20 protein-coding genes are annotated in these 25,445 nt (G+C 44.7%); 5 read left to right on the top strand and 15 right to left on the bottom strand.

Translation table 11 applies throughout. The annotated features are described in order from the left end of the window. Positions 1 to 189: 189 nt before the first annotated feature. The 9 genes from vsple_RS06865 to vsple_RS06825 all read right to left on the bottom strand — a co-directional run bounded on the left by vsple_RS06865 (position 190) and on the right by vsple_RS06825 (position 9,181). On the bottom strand, positions 190 to 606 hold the full coding sequence (locus vsple_RS06865; RefSeq protein ID WP_261883085.1) for a hypothetical protein: 417 nt from the start codon (positions 604 to 606) through the stop codon (positions 190 to 192). After that, the gene (locus tag vsple_RS06860; RefSeq protein WP_255230737.1) at positions 590 to 1,666 is read right to left on the bottom strand and encodes a formate dehydrogenase subunit gamma; all 1,077 of its coding nucleotides are present in this window, start codon (positions 1,664 to 1,666) and stop codon (positions 590 to 592) included. Before vsple_RS06860 ends, vsple_RS06865 begins: the two co-directional genes overlap by 17 nt. 14 nt (positions 1,667 to 1,680) lie before the next feature. Then, positions 1,681 to 2,289, bottom strand: coding sequence for a formate dehydrogenase FDH3 subunit beta (fdh3B, locus tag vsple_RS06855; protein ID WP_255230738.1), 609 nt, complete (start codon positions 2,287 to 2,289; stop codon positions 1,681 to 1,683). Positions 2,290 to 2,300: 11 nt separating this feature from the next. After that, complete coding sequence (locus vsple_RS06850; protein ID WP_261883084.1) at positions 2,301 to 5,156, bottom strand: formate dehydrogenase subunit alpha; 2,856 nt, start codon at positions 5,154 to 5,156, stop codon at positions 2,301 to 2,303. A 10-nt stretch (positions 5,157 to 5,166) separates the two neighbouring features. Then, positions 5,167 to 5,367, bottom strand: a complete 201-nt coding sequence (locus vsple_RS06845; RefSeq protein WP_032549042.1) for a twin-arginine translocation signal domain-containing protein — start codon at positions 5,365 to 5,367, stop codon at positions 5,167 to 5,169. Between the two features lie 76 nt (positions 5,368 to 5,443). Next, on the bottom strand, positions 5,444 to 6,076 hold the full coding sequence (locus tag vsple_RS06840) for a TorD/DmsD family molecular chaperone (protein ID WP_261883083.1): 633 nt from the start codon (positions 6,074 to 6,076) through the stop codon (positions 5,444 to 5,446). A 9-nt stretch (positions 6,077 to 6,085) separates the two neighbouring features. Next, positions 6,086 to 7,747, bottom strand: a complete 1,662-nt coding sequence (locus tag vsple_RS06835; protein WP_261883082.1) for a 4Fe-4S binding protein — start codon at positions 7,745 to 7,747, stop codon at positions 6,086 to 6,088. Positions 7,748 to 8,130: 383 nt separating this feature from the next. Then, complete coding sequence (locus vsple_RS06830) at positions 8,131 to 8,730, bottom strand: DUF3306 domain-containing protein (RefSeq protein WP_261883081.1); 600 nt, start codon at positions 8,728 to 8,730, stop codon at positions 8,131 to 8,133. Next, positions 8,720 to 9,181 carry a DUF3305 domain-containing protein gene (locus vsple_RS06825; RefSeq protein WP_261883080.1) on the bottom strand — a complete coding sequence of 154 codons (462 nt, stop codon included), beginning with the start codon at positions 9,179 to 9,181 and terminating at the stop codon, positions 8,720 to 8,722. The genes vsple_RS06830 and vsple_RS06825 overlap by 11 nt, the downstream gene beginning before the upstream one ends. A gap of 333 nt (positions 9,182 to 9,514) precedes the next feature. Between vsple_RS06825 and fdhD the strand changes: the two genes are divergently transcribed. Together fdhD and vsple_RS06815 are read left to right on the top strand one after the other, a co-directional pair. Further along, positions 9,515 to 10,342: a formate dehydrogenase accessory sulfurtransferase FdhD gene (gene fdhD / locus vsple_RS06820; protein WP_255230744.1), complete on the top strand. Its 828-nt coding sequence runs from the start codon at positions 9,515 to 9,517 to the stop codon at positions 10,340 to 10,342. A 311-nt stretch (positions 10,343 to 10,653) separates the two neighbouring features. Then, positions 10,654 to 12,543, top strand: coding sequence for a methyl-accepting chemotaxis protein (locus tag vsple_RS06815; RefSeq protein WP_261883079.1), 1,890 nt, complete (start codon positions 10,654 to 10,656; stop codon positions 12,541 to 12,543). A gap of 105 nt (positions 12,544 to 12,648) precedes the next feature. Here vsple_RS06815 and vsple_RS06810 read toward each other — a convergent pair whose 3' ends face one another. Continuing rightward, complete coding sequence (locus vsple_RS06810; RefSeq protein WP_255230746.1) at positions 12,649 to 14,241, bottom strand: ABC-F family ATPase; 1,593 nt, start codon at positions 14,239 to 14,241, stop codon at positions 12,649 to 12,651. A gap of 316 nt (positions 14,242 to 14,557) precedes the next feature. Between vsple_RS06810 and vsple_RS06805 the strand changes: the two genes are divergently transcribed. Next, positions 14,558 to 16,936 carry an ATP-binding protein gene (locus tag vsple_RS06805; RefSeq protein ID WP_420833800.1) on the top strand — a complete coding sequence of 793 codons (2,379 nt, stop codon included), beginning with the start codon at positions 14,558 to 14,560 and terminating at the stop codon, positions 16,934 to 16,936. A gap of 1 nt (position 16,937) precedes the next feature. Next, positions 16,938 to 17,831 (top strand): mechanosensitive ion channel family protein, encoded by an 894-nt coding sequence (locus vsple_RS06800; RefSeq protein WP_261883077.1) that lies wholly within the window; start codon positions 16,938 to 16,940, stop codon positions 17,829 to 17,831. Positions 17,832 to 17,917: 86 nt separating this feature from the next. Here vsple_RS06800 and vsple_RS06795 read toward each other — a convergent pair whose 3' ends face one another. The 5 genes from vsple_RS06795 to vsple_RS06775 form a co-directional block, all read right to left on the bottom strand. After that, complete coding sequence (locus tag vsple_RS06795; RefSeq protein WP_261883076.1) at positions 17,918 to 19,537, bottom strand: methyl-accepting chemotaxis protein; 1,620 nt, start codon at positions 19,535 to 19,537, stop codon at positions 17,918 to 17,920. Between the two features lie 176 nt (positions 19,538 to 19,713). Next, the gene (locus vsple_RS06790) at positions 19,714 to 20,187 is read right to left on the bottom strand and encodes an HAD family hydrolase (protein ID WP_261883075.1); all 474 of its coding nucleotides are present in this window, start codon (positions 20,185 to 20,187) and stop codon (positions 19,714 to 19,716) included. 38 nt (positions 20,188 to 20,225) lie between these two features. Beyond that, positions 20,226 to 20,606: a VOC family protein gene (locus vsple_RS06785; RefSeq protein ID WP_261883074.1), complete on the bottom strand. Its 381-nt coding sequence runs from the start codon at positions 20,604 to 20,606 to the stop codon at positions 20,226 to 20,228. 121 nt (positions 20,607 to 20,727) lie between these two features. Further along, on the bottom strand, positions 20,728 to 22,758 hold the full coding sequence (locus vsple_RS06780) for a sensor histidine kinase (RefSeq protein ID WP_261883073.1): 2,031 nt from the start codon (positions 22,756 to 22,758) through the stop codon (positions 20,728 to 20,730). Next, complete coding sequence (locus vsple_RS06775; protein WP_261883072.1) at positions 22,748 to 24,214, bottom strand: sigma-54-dependent transcriptional regulator; 1,467 nt, start codon at positions 24,212 to 24,214, stop codon at positions 22,748 to 22,750. The genes vsple_RS06780 and vsple_RS06775 overlap by 11 nt, the downstream gene beginning before the upstream one ends. A 291-nt stretch (positions 24,215 to 24,505) precedes the next feature. On the opposite strand from vsple_RS06775, the gene vsple_RS06770 reads away from it, so the two are divergent. Beyond that, on the top strand, positions 24,506 to 25,312 hold the full coding sequence (locus vsple_RS06770; RefSeq protein ID WP_255230754.1) for an ABC transporter substrate-binding protein: 807 nt from the start codon (positions 24,506 to 24,508) through the stop codon (positions 25,310 to 25,312). Positions 25,313 to 25,445 lie beyond the last annotated feature (133 nt).

Below are 25,445 nucleotides of genomic sequence, written 5' to 3'. Positions count from 1 at the left end.
TTGAATATGTAGTGGCACGATTTTGGTGAGCAACAGGATGTAAATTGCTAGTTTTATTTGCACCAAGATAGTGAGGCGCACCATAAAGAAGCGTGCAACATCAAGGGAATGGATTAGAGGATTTAGAAAGCAGACAATAAAAAACCCAGCAAAGAGCTGGGTTTTAAATAGAACAACTTAAGAGTGTTGTTATAGGTTTGGTCCTGTCGAAGCTTTTTGTGGCAAACCTTGCTTCAGGCGGGTCATTCCTTGGTACATACGAATAAACCAAACCACAATGGCAATAGCACCAAACAACATACCCACGTAAGGGATGTAGTACGCAACTTTATCGATGAAATGACTCTTATACCAGTAGTCATTTACGCCTTTCAAAACACCATTTGACGTTGCAACAGTTACGATCAATACCACAAAGTAGGTCAGATTCAGGAAGAAAGTACGGATCAGACCGTAGTAATGGGTATCGACAATTTCCCCATCTTCCCCTTTGTCTAGACGATACCCCGCATAGACAATAGCGATTACACCCGAAACCAGACAGGTAAATGGTGTAAAGCAACTTAGTATGTAAGCAACCCAAATACCGTTATGAGGTTTGTTCATTCGGCTTTACCTCTTTTTCTGTTTGCGAGACATTCTCTGTATTCGAACCAGTAACATCCCCTTGTCGTGCTTCCTGTTTCTCTTTCGCCATAACTTCTTCGTACCAAAGGTCGTGGTGCTCTTTTGCCCAAGTTTCGTCAACTTCACCCGTTACCATACCTTCTAGCGCCCCTTCCATACCAAACAGGCCGATATAGATGTGGAACACAAAGCCACAGATAAGGATCAGTGCCGCTAGCATGTGAACTAAGTTAGAAAGCTCCATATCACGACGTGTTTGACCAAAGATTGGGAAGTCTAGAACTAAACCACTGATCGCAACGACAGTACCTACAACGATAAGTAACCAAAACAGTGCTTTTTCACCAGCGTTTGAAAACTCCGCTGACGGGTGTGAGCCTTTATGCTTACCAACCATACCACCAAGCTTCATAAACCACTTAAGGTCGACCATCTTGAAGATAGACTTACGCCACCACTTCACCAGTACGCACATTAGCAGTACATAGAAAATTGGACCGATGTAGTTGTGGTATTGCTTTGCGAGCATGATGATAAAGCCCCACAAATCCGTTGGGATATACGGCTTTAAGAAATGCTTACCATAAACCAACATTAAGCCGCTGAAGGCCAAAGTTAGGAAGGTAAAGGCCATGCTCCAGTGGAGTGCTCTGTCTAAACGAGACCAACGTTTTATTTTACGCCCTGTTCTCGGCGCACTTAACATCAGTGGACCAATCACAATGTACATCAGAGTAACAAAGGCAATACTACCGAAAATAGCAACTGCGCCTGCCGGAGACATCCACTTCTCTTTTAAGATGTACCACGTTTGTCCGGGAGTACTTATCAGCATACCGTGCTCAGCAGATTGAGACGTTGTGTATCCTGTCTCACCCTCACGCACTTGTCGCCAAAAGTCTGCACCTGCCAGTTGGGTCATCTCACGCTCTGCGGTATTCGCTTTCGTCTCAGCAGCGTGACTCATTGGAGCCAGCATTGTCAGTGCTGCCAGTAGTGGCAGCACGACAAGTGAGAGACGTTTTAACAATGAAAACATACGTCTCTCCCTACTTAGCTCTTAGTCGCATCGTAAGAAAGGTCATTGCCGTCAGTCCAACCTGCGCCTTTCGCACCACGCTCTACAACGCGCTGACGGAATACATCAGAGACTTTCTCTGCATCACCCGCAAGTAGCGCTTTAGTTGAACATAGTGATGCACACATTGGCAGCTTACCTTCAGCAATACGGTTGGCACCGTACTTCTGGCGCTCTTCAACAGAGCCCGCTTCAGTTTCAGGACCGCCAGCACAGAATGTACATTTGTCCATCTTACCGCGCTCACCAAACGCTTCCTGTTTAGGGAATTGTGGTGCGCCAAATGGACAAGCGAATAGACAGTAGCCACAGCCGATACACAGATCTTTGTTGTGAAGTACGATGCCGTCTTCAGTGTGCTCGAAACAGTCTGCAGGACATACCGCCATACAAGGTGCGTCAGTACAGTGCATACAAGCAACTGAGATAGAGTTTTCACCCGGTTCGCCATCGTTCAGTGTGACAACGCGGCGACGTTGGATACCCCACTCTAGAGCATCATCGTTTTCGTTTTTACATGCAGTGACACAGCCGTTACATTCGATACAACGCTTAGTGTCACAAAGAAATTTCATTCTAGCCATTATTGGACTCCTTAAGCCTTACGAATGTTACAAAGGGTTACTTTCGTTTCCTGCATCAAAGTTACAGGGTCATAACCGTAAGTGGTCGCTGTGTTTGCGGCTTCACCAATAACATACGGGTCAGTGCCTTCAGGATACTTAGAACGTAGATCTTCACCTTGGAACTTACCGCCGAAGTGGAATGGAATAAATGCCAGACCAGGCTTCACACGACGTGTGACAAGAGCTTTCACCTTAATACGGCCTTTTTCTGCACCTTCGACCCAAACATCATCGCCATCTTTAAAGCCGATGTCGTTTGCGTCTTTCGGGTTCACTTCAACGAACATCTCTTGTTGAAGTTCAGCAAGCCAAGGGTTAGAACGAGTCTCTTCACCACCACCTTCGTATTCAACCAGACGGCCAGAAGTTAGGATGATTGGGTACTCGCCAGACTTATCTTCTTCTTGAATCGATTTGTACAAGGTTGGTACACGGAAGATCGCTTCTTTGTCATCCCACGTTGGGTAGTCAGCAACTAGGTCACGACGTGGTGTGTACAGCGGCTCACGGTGAAGTGGTACGCGGTCTGGGAATGTCCAAACAATCGCGCGCGCCTTCGCATTACCAAATGGGATACAACCGTGCTTAATCGCAACGCGTTGGATACCACCAGATAGATCGGTTTTCCAGTTCTTGCCTTCAGCAGCCGCTTTTTCTTCAGCTGTTAGGTCGTCCCACCAACCCAGTTGCTTCAAAAGCTTGTCGCTAAACTCTGGGTAGCCGTCTTTGATTTCACTGCCTTTCGAGTAGCTGTCTTCTGCCAATAGGCTTTGGCCTTCAAACTCAACACCGAAACGGGTACGGAAGTTACCGCCACCTTCAGCAACCGGCTTAGATGTATCGTAAAGGATGTGTGTACCAGGGTGTTTCATCTCTGGGGTGCCCCAACATGGCCAAGGCATTCCGTAGGTTTCACCGTGGATTGGGCCACCTTCCGCTTCCAGCGTCGTTTTATGGAATGTATGCCAGTTTTGCTGGTGCTCTTTAAGACGCTCTGGGCTTTGACCCGTGTAACCGATCGTCCACATCCCTTTGTTGAACTCACGTGTAAGGTCTTCAATCAGTGGTTGATTGTTCTCTACGCGGATGTTTTTAAACAACTGGTCCGCATAACCTAATTTCTTAGAAAGTAGGTACATGATTTCGTGGTCAGGCTTAGAGTCGAACAGCGGATCAACCACTTTGTCACGCCACTGTAGTGAGCGGTTTGATGCCGTAACACTGCCATAAGTTTCGAACTGAGTCGTCGCTGGTAGCAGGTAAACGCCGTCGGTGCGATCGTTCATTACCGCTGCAACTGTTGGGTATGGGTCAACAATCACCATCATATCCAACTTCTGCATCGCCTTTTTCATTTCAGGGCCACGAGTCTGAGAGTTGACCGCGTGCCCCCAGTAGAACATTGCGCGAATGTTTTCTCGTTGGCGGATGTTGTCTTTGTTTTCTAAAACACCATCAACCCAACGAGATACTGGAATACCGGCACTGTTCATTGGTTTCTGACCACCGTAAGCGTTGTCGTCGAAACGCCCTTTCACCCAATCGAAGTCTAGATCCCAGACTTTAGACCAGTGACGCCACGAACCTTCAGAGAGACCGTAGTAGCCAGGAAGCGTATCTGATAGTACGCCTAGGTCAGTTGCGCCTTGTACGTTATCGTGACCACGGAAAATGTTAGCACCGCCGCCTGATTTGCCGATGTTACCTAGTGCAAGTTCAAGTACACAGTAAGCACGAGTGTTGTTGTTACCTGTGGTGTGTTGAGTACCACCCATACACCAAACAATACAACCAGGACGGTTTTCAGAAAGCAGTTTCGCTGTATGGTAAACGTCAGCTTCAGATACGCCAGTTACGCGCTCAACCTCAGCCGGCGTCCATTTTGCAACTTCTTCACGGATCTCATCCATACCAAATACACGTTGGCGAATGAACTCTTTGTCTTCCCACTTGTTTGCGAAGACATGCCATAACACGCCCCAAATAAACGCAACGTCAGAACCTGGACGAAGTGATACGTAGTGATCCGATTTCGCAGCTGTACGAGTGCGGCGAGGATCTGCAACTACGATCTTACAGTTGTTTTTCTCTTTCGCGATCAAGATGTGCTGCATCGCAACTGGGTGCGCTTCTGCTGGGTTTGAACCAATGAACAGCATCGACTTACAGTTGTGCATGTCATTGAATGAGTTTGTCATTGCACCGTAGCCCCAAGTGTTCGCTACACCTGCTACTGTGGTTGAGTGACAAATACGCGCTTGGTGGTCGACGTTATTGGTGCCCCAAAGTGACGCCATTTTACGGAATGCGTAAGCTTGTTCGTTGCTGTGTTTCGCACTACCAAGGAAGTAAACCGAATCAGGACCAGACTCTTTACGCAGCTCGAGCGCCTTGTTACCGATCTCTTCGATTGCTTGGTCCCAAGAAAGCTTCTTCCATTTACCGCCTTCCAGTTTCATTGGGTACTTAAGACGACGTTCACCGTGGCCGTGCTCACGCAGTGCTGCACCTTTCGCACAGTGTCCACCAGCGTTGAATGGGTGGTCAAATGCCGGCTCTTGGCCAGTCCATACGCCATTTTGAACTTCAGCGTAGATACCACAACCCACAGAACAGTGAGAACAGATCGTACGTTTGATCTCAGTTTTCGCATCTGGATCAACCGATTTCGCTTGTGCTTTCTTCATCATGCCCGGAGCAAATAGGCTTGCACCTACTACAGCGCCACCAGCAGCCAATGAAGTGTTCTTCATGAATGCACGACGAGATACGCCGAGCTGATTGGTTTCCTTGCTCACACTATCGGAGCGTTTGACTAGTTTCATCCTTTATCCCCTATAGTGTGTCGTAGTAGTCGCGAATATGTTGCGTTTCACGGTAGCCAGTCTTCTTCACGTCTTTTTTGGAAAGGTCAGGCGTTTCAGCCGCTGATGCCACTGTTGAAGTTCCAGCGACAACAGCACCCGCTACGGCTGCAGTTGTTAAGCCTTTGAGTAAGTCCCTACGGCTTGTATTTACTTCTTTATTATCTTTCATCATTGCTTCCTTACCTTACGGTAGATCTTTATGGAGGCTTGCTGCCCCTCTATCGATATGATCGAGTACTGCTCGATTACTCGTAATCAGTGACGTTTTTCACATCAATTTTTGATTTGTGCTTACTGCTTTTGGTATTCACACTAAAACGAACTTGTTCTAGTGATAGGAATGCTTGGCATAGTTGAGCAGCCGGCTTGTAAAAGTTGGCGTGTTCCGCACTCTCCGTCTGGCGAGTGAATGATTCAAACCAAGGTGCAATATGTTTATTGAAAACAACTTGTTGAAGCTCTTCTTCTTCACTGGTTAGCATCGCCATCACTTCACAAAGTGCTGAAATATGATCTTCTGGCTCTTTTACGTTTTCGTCGCGCTCAATACCAAGAAGCTCAAGATCGTGTCGGATCTCAGCAAGTGGCTTTTCCATCATTGCGCCAGTCATATGCCATGAACCAAAAGGCATGACTTCACCACGGCCAATACCGATGAAAAGGTCTTGGTATTCGTCCTCTAGCGCTTCACGCTCACATTCAATTGCGGCTTGTTGAAGCGCAATCCAAGCTTTTTGCATGGCACTTTCTGACTCTTCAATTTCTAGAGATTTTAAAAAGTCGATCATCTCTTCTGTTGGAGCACTACGAAATAGTGCGGATAGAACTAGGTAGATATCTGTTCTTAATGTTTGTTCTTGTTCTGAATGAGTATCCAAAGCCAACTCCTAGTATTTCAGTTGTTTCAATGGGTCTTGAGCCATTGAATCGAACATATCGATGACACGGCAGTCTTCACACATAGCAATACGATTGATCGCTGCTTCGTCTGAAAAATGTGAGTGACCGCGTAACTTGTTTTGCAACATATCAATCATAGATTGAGGAGCAAAAGGCTTATGACAACGAATACACTCCGCAGCTTTCTCTTCATGGATCACAACCGCCTTCTGACGCTCCTCTTTCACCCAATTCATACGAGGTGTTAGAGTTAGAACGTTTTCAGGACATGCTTTTTCACAAAGGCCACACTGAACACAATCTTGCTCAATGAATTTTAGAGATGGAGATGTGCCATCGGTATGAAGTGCACGAGTTGGACATACCGCCACACAACTCATACATAACGTACAATCTTTGCTTTCACACGAAACGTTGCCGTAAGGTGCGTTCGATGGAAGTTCAACAATATTTTCGACAGGAATTCGTGATGTACTCAGGGCGTCTAGCGCAGTAAATAGACGCTGGCGCTTATTACCTTGAAGGTCACCAAGTGCCAAATCAAAAGAGTCGGTACAGAGTGTCGGCGCACCTTCGCGAAGAGATTCAAGGTAAAGGATATCTACTGTCTCTTTTGCTACACCGATTTGATCCAACAATTCTTGAGCAATACCAACTTCGTTGTTAAGGACACGAATAATGGTTTCTGGCATAAAGCGAGACGCTGCAAACAGAACCTGAGTCGCACCATTTACTAAAGCTGCAAACCAGGTATCAATCCCAACAGAAGGCAGCTCTTCAACAACAACCGGAATCACATTCTCTGGAAGTGCTTTAAGTGCCATTACATTGTATGTTTCATGACGAGAGCTACAGATCAGAACGATCGGGTCTAGCCCCCCTGCTTTCTCATAGTTGGCTAATGTACGCTCAATGAATTTTTGCGTGTCATCTGGATTAGGAAGTGCGTAACTGATAGCTTCTGTCGGACAGCTCGTTGCACAAGTACCCACGCCTTGACAAAGGTACGGGTTAATTTCGATGCGATGACCGGTTTTGTCTGTACCTTCACTGGATAGCGCGCCTGCTGGACAAGCATCAACACAACGCTCACAGCCTTTAACGCCACGAGAGCTATGCGCACACAAATCAGTATCTAAACGGAAAAATTTTGGCTTATCGAAGGTACCCATTAGCGTTGGGATCTCTTCTAGTGCTTCAGCCAATTTCGGATAGCCACGTCCAACTGGGTAGTAACCCGGAACTGGAACTTCTTCAGTCATGCAGCTGTTTAGGCATAGGTCTAACACAACATCAAAGCAATCGTGATTGATAGCAACTTTCGCTAAATTACTCGTCGTCCCACGGTTTTCAATAATCACTTCAAACGTACCTAGGAAACCTGATACCTGAACCGAATTAGCGAAATAGAGTTCACTGTTTGAACCCTTCTCTCCATCCGTTGATAGCAGAGTAAGGCTGGTCAATTGAGGAAGCTGTGCAGCCGCGCTCTCAATGATTGCAGTTGGCCCTATGATTAGGGTATTACCACCACTTTCATAACTTACCGTTGGTGGAATAAGGTTGGTTAACTCTACGGTATTTTCAAAAGCATAGAGTCGCGCTTTACCATTATTGGTTGTTGCTTCTTTTAATAGTTCTTTAAGCATTGCTCAGTTCCATATAGCGTCATGGATAATCTGCTCAACCTTGATTGTAGTCAGCCTCTAATAGAATGCTGATTAATTGCTCAACTAATGATGTCTCGTATCTCATCATTGATCGTAAAACAATCTACTAACCCGTTGATTATGTTTGTTCAAAGCAATGTATATGCCAATTTTAATTTAATTAAATTTCAATAACTTATAGGGTTTATCGCTCTATTTTAAGGACAAAAAAACCGACTGGGACAATTTGTCTCAGTCGGTTCATTGAGTATTTAGTCAAAATGTACCTATTTTTTGTGTGGTATATTTTGTCTCAATTACAGATTCATCTTTGTAGATAAAATGCCTATTTTATGAATAACTGTATATATGTACAGTTAATGTTATTTTGGAGACTTCTCAACGTTCTCAGTGTCTGAATTGAGGGTATCTTGAGGTTCATTTTCAGAAGCATCGAATCCTTCTTGTTGAACATCTTCTTGCTCTGCTTCTGCTACCTCATGTTCTAAGGTATCACTGGTCGTAGCTGACTCATCTTTAGCATTAGCAGTGACAGGCTCACTATCCTCAACCGTTTCTTTTACCCAGTCTCTTAACGTATCAGCAACGCCTTCACTAAGAGACTTAAGGTTGCTGTAGTCATCATCATAATCGTCTAAGCCATCACGAACATTGAACTCTTCAGATAAGAATAGCTTTCTCAGAGCTGCCTTTTTGACGCTCTCCGATGCCTCAGATACCAGCAGCTGAGCAACAGAAGGAGATTCACCTTCAACGTTCTCTACTGAGTCACCCTGACTTTCCACTGAAATATCAGCGGGTATTTGCTCTGAAGCAACCGAAGGTTCTGGGTCGTTAATGCTCGTAAATTCAGAAGATTGAGCATCAGTAGTAACGTTAACTGTCTCTTCTACTTCAACGTCAGTACCCTTGTCTCCATCTAACTTACGCTGTGACCAACGACTAAAGAAACTAGTTGCCATTTGCGCGCCCTGCTCCTTTACGTTTCTTACGACGTTTTTCTAACAGTTCGCCATGTCGACCAATGAAAGCTTCCATCCAGGCTTGAACAGGTAAAGGCATGTCAAACGAAAGCACCTGATTGTCTCCATCCATATACTGGCCTGCGACAGTTTGGGAAGCTGTTAGCAGTTGGATAATCGGAACACCTGAATCAACGTTGTCCATTACCAGAAAAAGCTTCGGTTGTTGCGAGCTAAGGTTGAATCGATAGTCTGTACGTTCATCTTTATGCAACTGCAGTAAGCACACCTCTTTCGAGTCACTGTTCGGGGACAACTCAAATCCTACCAGTTCCCATTGTGTGGTTGTCCACATGCCTGTCTTGATCTCTTTTTCGATGCGATGGACGCCTATCGACCAAGATGTCTCGGTTTTCTCATATTGTTGTTCTCGTTCTTTAGTTTCCGACATATCTCATCCCGTTGTTATTTGAAGCCGCTGCCAATAGGACATTTTGTTCTATTCACTACGTTACAAAATCTTTGGTTTACTACAGCTAAGCAATAACCACGCCATAGCGCCATTAAAATAGGTGAAGTCTCTGTTCAGGTTAGACCGATGTGACAGTTTTTGCGCTAAGTAAAGGTAATCACCCGAATAATTTGAGATAAAGTGCGCTTTGGAATAAGAATTGCTTTAAGCATTAAAACAAAGAAGCAGACTCCTTTGGCGAGTTTTAAAAATAACGCCTAAATCGTCAACGTCAAAACGCGTGATGAGCGTATACACAACTAGGATATTAAAGTGGTTAAACCAAACATTATTAAAACCAGTGAAAACCCTCTCCAAACCATTGAAGTGGAAGTGTTCGACGAGTATGGCGAAAAGCTAACAAAACAGATTGCTTGCGAACGTCCCCTAACCGTTATGCTTAACTGGAAAGAGATCGTGACTCTGATGACTTTGGGCTCGCGTCCTGAATCATTAGTCTTAGGTTATTTAAAAAACCAAAGCTTCCTCTCTGACCCAGAAGCCATTGAATCTATCATTATCGACTGGGAAACCAGTTCAGCGGCGGTTGTCACTAAAGAAGATACAAGCCAGTTAGAAAGTGCGCTCAAAAAGAAAACCGTCACCTCTGGTTGCGGTCAAGGCACTATGTACGGCAATGTCATGAAGCAGCTTGAAAACTACCAAGTACCTCAAACCAAGCTTAAACAATCTGAAATCTACACAGCTCTAGAAGCGCTGACTCATTACAACGACACCTACAAAAAAGCTGGGGCAGTTCATGGTTGTGCCGTGTGTAAAGACGACAAAGTACTCTCATTCGTAGAAGATGTCGGCCGTCACAATGCCGTGGATACACTTGCAGGTGAAATGTGGCTGAATCAAGAAGATGGCTCAGACAAAATTTTCTATACTACTGGCCGCTTGACCTCTGAGATGGTGATTAAGGTGGCTCAAATGGGGATTCCTGTGCTGCTCTCTCGTTCTGGTGTGACTCAAATGGGGTTAGATCTCGCTCAAAAATTTGGTATTACGACGATTGCTCGCGCAAAAGGGTTACGTTTCCAAGTTTTTACAGGTGCCGATAAGATCATCTTTGATGTGAAGGGAAACCAAGATTGAGAATAACAAAGGTTAATTCAACCCTCTCTCCTTTCTAAGAGTGCTTAATTAGGTATTCTGCATCACCCTCAATAACCGCGGTCGTTTCCAAGAGCTGAGTCTTATCGTGTGTTGTTGAGGGCAACTATCATTTTAACGGTTATTGAAATGTCGTCTTGACATTTCTTTGGGTAAAATTATTCACCAAACTGATCCAATTCCTTGCGTTACCTCCCTAATAAGCTATTAGTTACATATCTATCTTTTATTAATACATAACTCAAATAAATAATGGATAGTTATAAAACGTCATCGGCTAAAAGGAGTTGCCTATGGATAGGCCAACTGACAATCAGCGATCTCCGCTGTCATTGTCTATACGAAGTAAATTTATTCTTATCAACATCACCTTATTTATCTCAGTGTTCGTTTATGCCGTATATGAACAAATGAGCCTTGACCGACTGGAGTCACTTGAGCGTGCCGCCAATGAGAACCTAAGAAGTTCAGTTGACCTACTTATGCTCAGAAGGCACGAGAAAGACTTTCTAGCAAGGAAAGAACAGAAATACGCAGAGCGTTTTGATACTACAGCTGTAACACTGGACCAAAGATTATTAGATTTAAATCAGACGCTTATTTCCCATGAGTTAAACCTTTCTGACAACACCTCCAAAATCACCCAAGCAATCGAGAGCTACGAATACCAATTTCGTCAGATTGTTCAACAAGTCAATGCGATTGAAAACCCTAACCCTTCTGTTGGTTTGATTGCTGCCTTAGAAAAAAGAAGAACCGAATTGAAACACGCGGTAGAGAAAGAAGCGAATCTCGCACTGGAACTCGCATTGCTTGAGTTAGTAGAGAAAGACTTTCATTATCTCGCCCACACCAACGATCAAACCAGTCTCGCATTTGATGGCGCATTAGATGTGTTTACACCCTATGCACAAAATACCGAAGCGACGAAACAAGCGTACTTAAATTATCGAAGTGCCGTCGAAAAGCTGCTCATAGCGAATACGCGCCTTGGACTGACCGAAGATTTGGGATTAAAAGGTGAGCTTCGCCGAACCGTTCATCAAGCCGAAGAAGCGATCAATAGCGTTCAACTGGAAATCAACAATGCGATTAGCCAAGCGAGTGCAGATACAAAAAATACGCTGCATCTGTTTGGTTTTGCTATCATAATACTTCTTTCTGTGTTGTTGGCTCTGATCGGAAAAAGTGTGTTAACTCGTATCAAAGCGATCAACGAAATGATGGAGTCAATCGCGAACGGTGACGGTGATTTAACAGTGAGAATGAACGCCAAAGGCACTGACGAATTAGCACAGCTCTCCCACTCCTTTGATGCCTTCATCAGTAAGCTGCATGCGAACATCAAAGACCTTTCTAGTGTAATGACCATACTCACCGACAGCTCTTGCAGTTCAGAGCAAGCCGCACAAAAAAGTATGAGCAATGCCGAAAAGCAAAAGCAGCAATCAGAATCGGTCGCCACGGCGGTCAATGAACTGGTTATGACCAGTAATGAGGTGGCAGCGAATATTGAGAATGCAGCATTGAGTGCCGAGAAAATTAAGGGCAACGCGCATCATGCACTGCAAGAAACGCACGCGACCGATGACAGCATTCAAGTGCTGGTCAACAATATTGAAGAGTCTCAAGCGCTGATTGATCATTTGGAAGAACAGAGCCGAGAAATAAATCAAGTAGTGACGACAATCCAAGGCATCGCAGAGCAGACTAACCTACTCGCCCTCAACGCAGCGATCGAAGCTGCACGTGCAGGTGAGCACGGTCGAGGTTTTGCCGTTGTTGCATCTGAGGTTCGAGAACTTTCGTTGATGACCAATAACTCTACCCAACAAATTGAGACTACCATTCAAGGGCTAACTAGCGGCATTGATAAGACAGTTGCTAAGATGTCGGAGAGCTTAGATCAAACAGAGCATGTTAAACGTCAAACTAAGGGTGTAGTCAATGCGATTGAAAGTATTCATTTCCAGATTGGCGAGATGTTTGATTTGAACAGCCAAATCGCGACCGCATCGGAGGAACAATCTGTTGTATCCGCAGAGATTGACCGAAATATCACAGAGATCGCCCATTTATCCGTGGATACATATGAAGTGGTATCAGGGTCTGTGCGCTGTAGTGAACAAGTGTCCAATGTGAGCGTTAAACTGGATAAAATCGTCGCCCAGTTTAAATATTAGTGTTGTTGTAACAAGCAATTCAGTACAAACAAAAGCGCCTTTATCGCAATGACAAAGGCGCTTTTTAATGAGTTTAATATCGCTTAAACAGCATTGACTATTCAATTAAGCGTCGATACCACGCGCTTTTAGGAACTCGGCGTAAGTACCACGGAAGTCATGGATCTGACCATCTTTGATCTCTAGGATACGTGTTGCTAGTGAGTCTACGAACACTCGGTCATGAGAAACGAAGAACAACGTGCCTTTGTAATTTTCAAGAGCCAAGTTAAGCGCTTCGATAGATTCCATATCCATGTGGTTCGTTGGTTCATCCATTAGCAGGATGTTTGGTTTATGCATCATGATTTTACCTAGAAGCATACGACCTTGTTCACCACCAGAAATAACTTTAACTGATTTCTTAATGTCATCTTGACCAAATAGCATACGACCTAGGAAGCTACGTACTACTTGCTCATCTTCGCCTTCTTGACGCCATTGGCTCATCCAGTCAAACAGATTCATGTCTTCTTCAAAGTCATGAGCATGGTCTTGGGCGTAGTAACCGATATTCGAATTTTCAGACCACTTGTACTCGCCGGTACGTGGTTCTAGCACACCAGCAAGTGTGTTTAGCAGGGTTGTTTTACCAACGCCATTTTCACCGATGATTGCAACACGTTCGCCTACTTCGAAGATCGCATCGAACTTGTTGTATAGGTCTTCTTCAAAACCTTGAGATAGGTTTTCAACCACAAGCGCGTTACGGAATAGTTCTTTAGACTGTTCGAAACGGATGAACGGGTTTTGACGGCTAGATGCTTTAACTTCTTCTAGCTGAATCTTATCAATCTGTTTAGCACGAGACGTTGCTTGCTTAGCTTTAGATGCGTTAGCAGAGAAACGAGATACGAACGTTTGAAGTTCAGCGATTTGCGCTTTCTTCTTCGCATTGTCAGACAGTAGACGCTCACGAGCTTGTGTCGCTGCCGTCATGTATTCATCGTAGTTACCTGGGTAAACGCGTAGCTCACCGTAATCAAGGTCAGCCATGTGAGTACATACAGAGTTTAGGAAGTGACGGTCGTGCGAAATGATGATCATTGTGCAGTTCCGTTGGTTTAGTGTCTCTTCCAACCAGCGGATAGTGTCCATGTCCAAGTTGTTCGTTGGTTCGTCTAGTAGCATGATATGCGGGTCTGCGAACAGAACCTGTGCTAGAAGAACACGAAGTTTCCAACCAGGAGCAACTTCACTCATTAGGCCAAAGTGAAGAGACTCTTCGATACCTACCGCCAGAAGGAGCTCACCCGCTTTCGCTTCTGCCATGTAGCCATCCATCTCTGCGAACTGAACTTCTAGGTCAGCCACTTTCATACCGTCTTCTTCGCTCATTTCTGGTAGCGAGTAGATGCGGTCACGCTCTTGCTTTACAGCCCATAGCTCTTTATGGCCCATAATAACCGTGTCAATTACAGAGAACTCTTCGTAAGCGAATTGGTCTTGGTTTAGCTTAGCTACGCGCTCGTTTGGATCGTAGCTTACGTTACCTGCGCTTGGCTCTAGTTCACCTGAAAGTATTTTCATGAACGTCGACTTACCACAGCCATTCGCGCCGATTAGACCGTAACGGTTACCTTCGCCGAACTTCACTGAAATATTTTCGAAAAGTGGCTTTGCGCCGAATTGTTGGGTGATATTTGCTGTGGAAATCAATGCCTTTACCTTTTTAATGTGAAAAACGCCGCAACGTTACTCGTTCAGGCGGTTAACTGCAAGCGTTGTTTGCCTTATTCCGCATATTCGCCACGTGAAATGGAGAAAATCATATCTAACCTTTCACATCGAATCATGACCTATTAAAAAGTAGAAGGGATTCTTGAAAAGCCCAGCTTTGGTGACGATTATTTCAGCGGAAAGCCATAGTTATTAGCAGCAACAACAATCAAAGAGGATCATTAGCGGTAAACGAACTACACTTATTCAACCTGATCAGGAAGTTAAAGTGAAGTTTATGCGCCAATTATCACTGATGTACGTTCGGTATATTGGGTTACTGTGGGTGGCAATGGTTTCATTTAGTAGTGCAGCACAATGGCAATACGAACAAGAAGCCACCCCTCGCGTCAGCGAAATCGCTGTTAGCATCAGTAGCGAGATTCAAACCCTACCCGAGCCTTTGTTTATGTCGGCTCAGGATCAACGTAAAGCGTCTCAATTACTCAGAGTCGTGCTCTCAGAACAACAAAAACAGAGCGAGCTATTTGCGCTGCACCTTTCCCAATTCATCGATAACCTTAAATCCGATGAAGAATCAGAGATTAAATCAAAAACAAGTGACGATATTTGGTTCGAAGTTCAGTCAGACTATCTAACACTAAGCAGTATCAATAACAGCAAGCAACAGTTATTAGAGCTTGCCGACAGTACCACTCGAGACAAACTTATCGGCTTTGGTCCGCAAGGGGTTAGACAGTTAAAGCAAGAGTGGCAGTTAACGTTGCTCAATGCCGAATACCTGTTTTACTTTCAACTACGCAGTTTTCGCTCATTGATACAAGATACCTTCGTTTCACCCGTTCCAGTGGTTTGGGCTGGTATTAAGGTGTTTTTCATCTACAGCATATTAATGTGGTGGCTAGCCAACAGCACTAGAATTATAAACCTGTATAAAAACACAGTTCTAGAGAAAAGCACCACTCCACCTTTGTGGATTCGTCTCATTTGGTACTTGAGCCGCGCACATAAAGCCCTCGCGTGGCTAATAGCGATAACCCTATCTCTGCAAGTTTTATCAACTATTCCAAGTCTTCAACATGTTGTCTTTCTTGAAATATTTACCTGGTGGATTCTCGGAGGATCTATCGCAATAAGCTTTATTTTAGAATTCACTTACCGCAATAGTCGCTCTTCTAGCAAAGAGATTGTTGAATTACGATTGTCGACCATACGTCGTTATGTTTGGAGCGGAATTATTGCCGGTGTGATATTGCAAATCTCAATCATGACACTGGGTAAAGGCACTATCTATAACTGGATATACAGCGCGCTCTTCTTTTGGTTTGTTCTTATTACCGTTTCCGTATTGAGATTGTGGCGCGACACTGTGTTTGAGATGGTAGAAAACATCGCTGACCGTCCTTGGTGGGTCAATTGGGCGATCGGTAAAAAGCGAGTCTGGATCATTAGTATCATTGCGACTGCCATTGCTGCAACATGGGTCATGGTCCATATCGCTAAGCATCGATTAATCTCAAAACTATCACACTTTACCTTTTTCAGCCAAGCGCTTGCCTATCTTTTTCGGATTGAGGTTGCTAAGCAGAAAAACAATACAGCAGATGGGCACGCGTTAGTTCGTGTGAAAGGCGATGCTGCCTTTGACTATGTGTTACCAGGCAATCATGACAGCGAATTAATTGACTATGCGGATGCCGAAATTAAGCAGCTCTCTAAATACTTGCTGACTGACTCTCCTGCTTTATGTGTCGTTTCTGGAGAGCGAGGTGTGGGCGCCACAACCTTTTTAAAACAACTGCTTCACCGAGTGAAAAATGCGGAACCTATCTACCTGAACTGCCCTCATTCTGGCTATCAAGAGCTACTCGCTCACTTTGCGGTGAGTATCGGGCTGGATGAAAACACCACTGAAATACAGATTCTGAGTCACCTTCGAAGCAGCAAAACTACTTACTTGATTGCCGTAGACAATGGGCAAAGGTTAGTCAAGCCTATGGTTGGTGGGCTGGCTGCGCTTATACGTTTAACCAATCTTATTCGACGTTCCAAGAAGAATCACCGTGCGATCATCTCAATAGAGAAAGCGAGTTGGCGCTTTGTCGATAGAGCTCGAGGTGAAAGACTATTGTTTGATTGGGTTGCCTTTCTTCCTAAGTGGAATGAACTGCAAATCGCCTCACTGCTCGACACACGTATCAACCAAACAGACGAATACTCTGTGAGCTTTGACGGATTAGTGGTACCCAAACAGTGGGATCAGCAGGAGATCAGCGAAGAAGAGCGCGCGAAACAAGGGTTCTATCGAATCTTATGGCACTACTCTGATGGAAATCCGACAGTAGCACTAAGATTCTTCCGTTTCTCTCTAAATAGAAACAAAGAGACTGACCAAGTGATGGTCAGGCTGTTCCATGCTCCCGAATCAGAAGAGCTTGAGAAAATGCCAAAGCCCATGTTGGCAGTATTGCGTTCAATTGTTCAATTGGAAATTGCAACACCGGAAGAGCTCTCTGAATGCACACAACTCACGATTTCTGAAGTGACAGGGATACTTCGCTACTTCCAAAGCCGAGGCTATATCGAATGGACAGAAGATAAAGCAAAACTCTCAGACCACTGGTTTAGACACATTACCAATGTACTAGACAGACAGCATTTATTGGTGAAGTAATATGAACAGAATTTCTAACATACTTGGTATAGCCCTACTGATACTGCTGCTGTCATTTCAACAGGCATTTGCCGCAGAAGAAGTGGTTAATGTTGAGAGCATCCAACAATTTGCCAGTCTGATTCGCTGGAGTGGTGTTTTCTTTTCAATTTTAGTCATCGCTGCAACATGGTTACTGATCAAATTTATGAACTCAATGGTTGAGAGTATTGGGAGTCAGTTTGTTCAGTATCGAATGGTGTTACAAAAGGTCCAGTCTTTCCTGCAGTTTTTCATCTATATGACCGCTGGTTTGGTGGTTTTTATGATGAGCTTTCGAATTAACGATCACATCTTGGCGCTGATCGGCGGTACGCTCGCTGTGTCGGTCGGTTTTGCTTTGAAAGACCTCGCTGCTTCATTTATTGCTGGCTTAACCGTGATGATAGACAGGCCGTTCCAAGTGGGTGACCGTGTGACGTTTGAAGGGAATTACGGCGACATCATTACCATTGGTTTACGTTCAGTGCGTATCAGAACGCTCAACGATGACATCATTACCATCCCTAACAACAAATTTCTAAACGAAGTGACGACAAGCGGAAACTACGGTGCTCTCGATATGCAAGTTGTGATTCCATTCTATGTTGGGATGAATGAAGACATCACCCTAGCCCGTGACTTGATCCAAGAGGCCGCATCGTCGAGTCGTTACATTCACTTGCCAAAGCCCGTGACAGTGCTTGTTAAACAAACCATTACTGACAACTACTTAGCCATTCAATTGACCTGTAAGGCGTATGTTGTTGATACGGCGTATGAGAAGTTGTTTGAAACCGACATTACCTTAAGAGTGATGAAAGAGTTCAAGAAGCACGGCATTAAACCGCCGAAAATCGCGTTAGCTTCTGATTAATGATTAACGACTAAAAGGCTAGTCTAAAAACAAAGAAGCCCTCGTTTCATGGGAAACGAGGGCTTCTGTTTATAACGTTTAAAAAACTACACTTTGAAGTATTTCAGTTGCTCAGTTAGATGCTCTGCGGTGTTGGCCATTTGTTGGCTATCTTCAGCGAGTGACTGAGACGCTTGAAGCACTTCGTTCGCCGCCAAATGGATGCTTGAGACGTTCTGGTTCATCTCTGTCGCCACTGAACTTTGTTGCTCTGAAGCGGCTGCAATTTGTGCCACCATATCGTTCGCGTTTTGCAGCTCAGCGACAATTTCATCCAGTTGAGCTCGAGTATCGTCTGACGCTTTCACACTATGATCGACCTCTTCATTACTTTGCTTCATTGCGACAAAAGTTTGCTCAGCCTGCTGAGTAAGCTTTTCAATGGTGTGTTGCACTTCATTGGTCGAGTTTTGAGTACGACTGGCTAGGTTACGAACTTCATCAGCAACCACCGCAAACCCGCGCCCTTGTTCACCCGCTCGTGCTGCTTCAATCGCCGCGCTCAAAGCCAACAGGTTCGTTTGCTCGGATACATCGCGGATAACACCTACCACTTGGCTGATTTCTGTCACCCCTGCTTGTAGGTCTTGAACTAAGCTGTTCGCATTCGAAATATTGTCAGACACGTGAGAGATACTTGTCGCCGTCACCTTCATGTTCTCGTCATTGCGATACGCATGATCTACCACTTTATTTGTACTCACTGCCGTGTTTTCAGCATTAACCGCAACATCAGAAATGGTTGCGCTCATTTCTGTCATAGCGGTTGATAACAACTCAAGTTGTGCGTGTTGAGAATTAACGCTAGTCGCTGCTTCTTCACTGGCTTGAGCAATGTGACTTGCCATTGAGCTAGATTGCCCTGCTGATTCATTGGCGGTTTTAAGCGTGCTTTGCAGTTTCTCTAACATCTTATCGATCTGCGTAGACATCTCACCCAATTCATCTTTGCGTGTCATGTTCATGCGCACACGCAAATCACCATCAGCGATGGCATGAGTGTTGTCAATCAACTTGGCAAGTGGAATCAGAATGTTGTTAGAAATGGCATACCCCATCGCAAACAGTAACCCCGATAGGACAAGCGCTACCAACGCCTCTTTTATCGCTAGCGCCCAGAATGCTTCTTGAATATCTGCGACTAAAATCCCCGAGCCTACAATCCAATTCCATTCAGGGAACAGTTCAACGTAAGAGATTTTATCTTTTAGGTCACCTTGCGGACTTTTCCACTGGTAATCGAGAAAACCTTTACCTTGAGGAGAGCGTGAGATGGCGACCATCTCACGCCAGTGGAACTTGCCTGCACCATCTTTAAAATTATGAGTGTTCTCACCATTGAGTTCTGGCTTTAGCGGGTGCATCACAACCTGTGATTGTTGGTTAAGAATCCAAAAGTAGTTGTTTTCGTCGTAACGTAGGTTTTGAATTGCTGCTAAGGCTTGCTGTTGCGCTTGTTGATCACCCAACACATTACGTTGCTCGTAGTAATGCTTAGCTAGTGATACGGCGGACTCAACTTGTGCACTGAGTTTACTTTCACGCTCAGCCATTGAAGTGGCACGCTGCTGAAGCAAATTGTATGTACACGCCATAATCAGTGAGACCACTGAGAAGATGACAATTAAGAAGAGTTTAGACTTGATAGAGAGGTTGCTTAATTTCATAGCGGACTGACTTTTTTTGTTATTAGTTGGGAGCAACTTAACAAAACTATATTCAACCGCGATGACGCGTGTCATGAAGAATAAATATTCATATAGTTACACATGCAAAAGGTGACACTTATCACCTGTGGCCAATTGATTTTCACAAAAGCATAATGAATAACATGTATATCGATTTAGCGTCTTAATTCCGAAAGCTGTGTAATGCTGTCGTATTGAAAACCATCAAGGTTTTGTTCTGGTTTCTGTGTAAACCAAATGGCATTGATTCCAGATTTCAGAGCGGGAACAATATCTTTCTCAAGTGTATCGCCAACCATAGTTACGCTAGATGTAGGTACGTTGAGGCGAGAAATAATGGTAGGGAAAAAGTCTGGGCTCGCTTTATCAACGCCAAGATTGGCTTTGCAGAAGTAACCGGCAATGAACTTGTCTAAACCCACTCGGCTAAATGCTTGTTGGATATCTTGCTCCGAAGAGTCTGCTGCATTAGTAGCAATGTAGACTTGGTGGTATTGAGAAAGGTATTCCAGGGTTTCTAACGCGCCGTCGATCGGCTCAACTGTTGGCCAGTCGCACATTTTTCCAGATTGATCGGGGAAGTTCACCATCAAGGTGTCTCCCCAATCAAAGAGATACGTTTTTGCCATTCTGCCTCCATGCATGACGTTATATCTATTTGTTACTTTCAGTTCATCGAGTGCAACCCGATCACATTCCCCTCAGTATCCATGACTAAGCTAATAAAACCAAACTCTCCAATTGCCATTTTGCTCATGTGAAGTGTACCACCGTTCATTAACGCGCGTTTCTCTTCGATGGCACAGTCTTCACAGGAGAAGTAGACAATGGTGCTATTTCCACCAGCTGTCATATCATCCATCTTGACTAATGCGCCGGTTGCCCCATAGCTCCCCATATCATCAGAGAAAACCCACATATCAATTGGAATTCCACCAGGACTATCAATTTTTGACAGGCTGACTTGAAACACCTTTTGATAAAACTGTTTCGCTCTATCCATATCGTTCACGTAAATTTCAAACCAACCGACAGGATTACCTAACATAAGCCTACCCTCATTTGCTAAACACAAATAGAGCATAGCTCACTGCAAACCATACATCGTAGCTAATAACAGCTTTATCAGTACCCATGCAATGGCTGTTCTCTTATTTGCGAAGATTGGTTTAATTGACGTTCGAGACAAGTAACTGCGGTACGGCTTTCTTAGGCAAATAGACGCTGAAACGGCTACCTCTACCAAATTCAGATGCCACGCGAATTTCACCACCAGTTTGAGAAAGAATACTCTGTGATACTGATAAGCCTAAGCCAGTACCATCACGCTTAGTGGTATAAAACGGTGAGAAGATACGCTTCAACTGCTCTTCTTTGATTCCGCAACCTTCATCTTCAACATGAATCACAGCACCTTGAAGGATACCCTCTTCTATCCAATCTTCACTAGAAATGGTGAGGTTACCTTCCCCATCCATTGCGTGAATCGCATTCATTTGCAGGTTAACTAAGATTTGTAGCAGCTGATTTCGGTTCACTTCTACAGAGGTTTTAGCTTCAAGTGATGAGTGGTACACAATGCCTTTCTTCTTTGCGCCTGTTTTCACCAGAGTAATACTCTCGTCAACAATTGGATTGATGTGTTGCCAAGTCACCTCATCTTGAACACCACCATGACGACTGTATTGAAGAAGGCTGCGAGTGATGTTTCGAATCCGGTCGATCTGCTCCATGATCGCTTGAATCTCTTCATTGACGCGTTCAGTCTCTTCACCCAGTTCAAATTTCATCAACTCAACGTTACCTAAAATCACAGCTGTTGGATTATTGATCTCATGAGCGATCCCTGCCGTGAGTTCACCAAGCGCGGCAAGTTTTTCATTGACCACCAGTTTGTCTCGCGCTTGGTTGAGCAAGGCGATGTGGTGCTCTAGTTGATCTGTTTTCTCTTTGAGGCTAGCGGTTCGAGAGTGAACCTTGCATTCGAGTTCTAGCGCCGCTTGTTGGATCTCTTGATTGCGCTCGTGCAGAAGATCCAGCATCTTGTCGAACTGCTTCGCAAGCTGAGTGAGCTCATGCTGATCATCCAGCCCCAGAGTACCGATGCGCTTGTCTTGCCCCATCTGAACTAATTTGACCACTTTGTGAATGCGCTCAATCGGGTTAAATAGATCGCGCGCGCCACGGTGAACAATAAAACCAGACAACAGTAACAATGCGACGATGGTTACGCTTATCTCACCCAGGTTGGTAAGGTATGTTTCAACCAGGGGCCAGATCAAATAACCGGTATAAAGCATACCGATAACTTGTTCATGGTGATCACGAATCGGTTGATATGCGGTGATGTACCACGCATCGTAAACATAAGCGCGATCAAGCCATTCTTCTCCTTGATTTAGTACTTTGGAGTGCACCTCATGAGAAACTCGCGTACCTATCGCACGCCCCTCACTTGCATCGCTATTGAGCGGGACGTTGGTACTCACACGTAGATCATCTAAAAAGACGGTTACGGTGCCAATACGACGAGAGAACCCTTCACGCCTTGGGTAAATAAGGTTGCTGATCTGATCGACAAGCTGAGTACTATTATTTAGAAGAATACCGCCATCTAGAAAACCAATAACGCGGTTATCTCCGTCATAGATAGCAATAACCGTACGACTGACCAAGCCTCGAGTTTCGACCTCAGAGCCAGTTAACAAGGGGACTTCTGCCTTTTTGGCTAAGGTTCGATCTAATTGATTAAGTTGGCTACGTGTTAGCACGCTAAAAAAGGATTGCTTGCGGGTGAGTTCGAGCAGTTGACTGGTATCTTGCACTGAGTGAGCGCTGTGCCAACGTAAAAAGTCCAGTTCATAACGGCTTTTGTTGTCCGACACCCATTGAATGAGATCCTCCTCATCTAGGTTGCTCTGCAATTTGTTACGAAAGCGGTATGATTCAGAGAACGCTCTTACGTTGTAAGCTTGTTGGTTCTGAATAAGGTGAATACTGTTATCAGCAACATCTAAACGCTCGTCAACATCAATCAGAGCACCTTGCCAAGTGTAATGTACAGACCAATACAGTGTGATTGCGATTAAGGCACAGAGAGTAAGAATGATCGGCGCTGAGGTTAAAAACAGAAGTCGATAGCGAACCATCGTCTTAAATCGAAAACTCCACTTCGCCCACCAGTGGCGACTAGTCGGCATATTCTGATCCCTCTGCATTCCAATCTTTATATTTACGCTCTAGGGTTTTGCGTGCAACACCTAAGTCCCGGGCAGCGGCTGATTTGTTGCCATCATGATAAGAGACAACTTGTTCAATATGCGCTTTCTCCACCTCTTTGAGTGTCCAGCTATTCGGGTAACCTTCTGCCATATCATTCGGGTCCATACTTGGCAGCTCTGAACCGTGTGACACCGTCACAGAAATTCGAGTTGGCACACTGTTTTCGCCATTCAACTCACGCCAGTAATGCGCTGGCGGTTTACCAAGCAAAATACAACGTTCCATCAAGTTCTTTAGCTCACGGATATTGCCCGGCCACTGGTACTCGTTCATCGCTAAAATGTCCTCATGTGCCCAAGCTGGCTCTGGCATACCCAGTTCATGAGCCAGCAAACGTGTGAAATAGGGAACAAGATCCATCAAATCCGATATACGCTCACGAAGCGGTGACACATCGATCTTCAATACATTCAATCGATAGAAAAGGTCACGCCTGAAATTACCTTTCTCTACCTCTTCTTGGAGGTTTCGGTTAGTTGCAGCAACAACACGTACATCGACCGTTATCTCTTTTTCACTACCCACAGGGCGAATTGTTCTTTGTTCCAAAACGCGAAGCAGTGCTGCTTGCATTGGAAGCGGCATCTCACCTATTTCATCAAGAAACAGAGTACCGCCATTGGCTACGCGAAACAGACCTTCACGACTCTTTTTCGCGCCGGTAAACGCACCAGACGTATGACCAAACAGCTCACTTTCCAATAGCTCCGGAGCAATCGCCCCGCAATTAATCGGTACAAAAGGCCCAGAACGCTTACTTGCTTCATGAACACCTCGAGCCACTAACTCTTTACCTGTGCCTGATTCCCCCTCAACCAGAACCGAAGCTCGAGATGGTGCAAACTGCGTGATCAGTTGCTTTAGAAGTCGAGTCTTGTCTGAATTACCGATAATTTCGGTCTTGATATGGCGGCTAACGTCACGTTTCAGTGCATATTGCATACGTTGAGCGAGTCGCTTATCCATGCAACGAAGCACGGCTTGAATCATCTGCTCAAGATTGAACGGCTTTAAAATGAAGTCGGACGCACCGAGCTTAAGAGCGGAAATCGTCATCTCTAAGTCGGCGTAACCCGTCATGAAGATAACGTCAGATCGCTTTTCGCTATCGTTGAAGGCTTCTTCCCACTCGATGCCAGAACGCCCAGGAAGATTGATGTCCAAAACGATCAGGTCAAAATGCTCAGCGCTACGGAGTAGCTCCGCCTCTTCAACCGAGCCTGCGCACATCACCTTACCAAACAGTTTACCCAGTGCCTTTTTCAAAATCGCCTGCATCCCTACCTCATCATCGACCACCAAAACAGAGAAAGCTTGGTACTGAGTTAAGGAGTTCAGAGTCTTGTTTGTGACATTTGGGCTAGTAAGAGACATAAAAACATACCGGTGAGAGAATTTGGGACAGAGTGTACCAACTCGCCTTAAGTACAACAGGTTCAATATGCGACATTTTGTCCTAGCTCATACTTTCTTTAAATTTAATGTCGAAAATGGTGCTATTTTACCCTAAATAACAGATATTTAATGAACCTAGTTACCTATCCTTGTTGGCACTATGTTTGCTTAAAGGGTGTGGATAATCCATTTATACCATTTGGCCCAGGAGCCATAAGTCGGTTAACCCTGCTTATGGTGGTCTATTCATAACTCATGGACATAATAATAATGAAAGCAATTCCTTTAACTATTGCAGCACTTTCCCTCGTCAGTTATTCAGCTAGCAGTGCTGAAGATACTCAACATATCAAACTCGCGACAACCACCAGTACCTACCACTCTGGTCTACTTGATTTCCTACTCCCAGAATTTGAGAAAGATTCTGGTATCAAGGTGGACGTCATTGCTGCGGGTACCGGTAAATCTCTGCGCATGGGTGAGAACGGTGATGTCGATCTAGTAATGACACACGCACCTAAAGCGGAAGCGAACTTTGTCGAGAAAGGTTATGGCGTTCTTCCACGCAAACTGATGTACAACGATTTCGTTATTGTTGGCCCTCAAAAAGACCCAGCAAAAATCAGTTCTCAAAACGACGTAGCTGAAGTGTTTAAATCTATCGCAACGAACAATGTGACTTTCGTTTCTCGTGGTGATGACTCAGGTACACACAAAAAAGAGATGGGCATCTGGGCTCAAACCAAGATGGAACCAAACTTCGGTGGTTACCGCAGCGTAGGCCAAGGTATGGGGCCAACGCTAAACATGGCGTCTGAGATGCAAGGCTACACCATGACTGACCGTGGTACTTGGTTGGCATACCAAAACAAACTAGACCTTAAGATCCTATTCCAAGGTGACAAGAACCTTTTCAACCCGTACCAAGTGATTCTTGTTAACCCAGAGCGCTACCCAAGCATCAATTATCAAGCAGCAAAAACGTTCAGTGATTGGCTGGTAAATCCGAAAGGACAAAAGCTGATCAATGAGTTTAAGCTTCATGGTAAGCAGCTATTTGTCGCAAGTGCGGAATAAAGCACTCGAATGGTCAAAGGTGCCGGTATGAGCAATTTAAAACCCTCATATCGGCACTGGAAAATTTGCAACTGAGCAATGTGCTCAACTGACCGTTTTCGTAACTGACCATTTCCATAACAGACAAAGCTAT

Source organism: Vibrio pelagius, from assembly GCF_024347575.1.
GTDB classification, from domain to species: domain Bacteria; phylum Pseudomonadota; class Gammaproteobacteria; order Enterobacterales; family Vibrionaceae; genus Vibrio; species Vibrio pelagius.
This window is presented reverse-complemented; position numbering and strand designations above follow the sequence as displayed.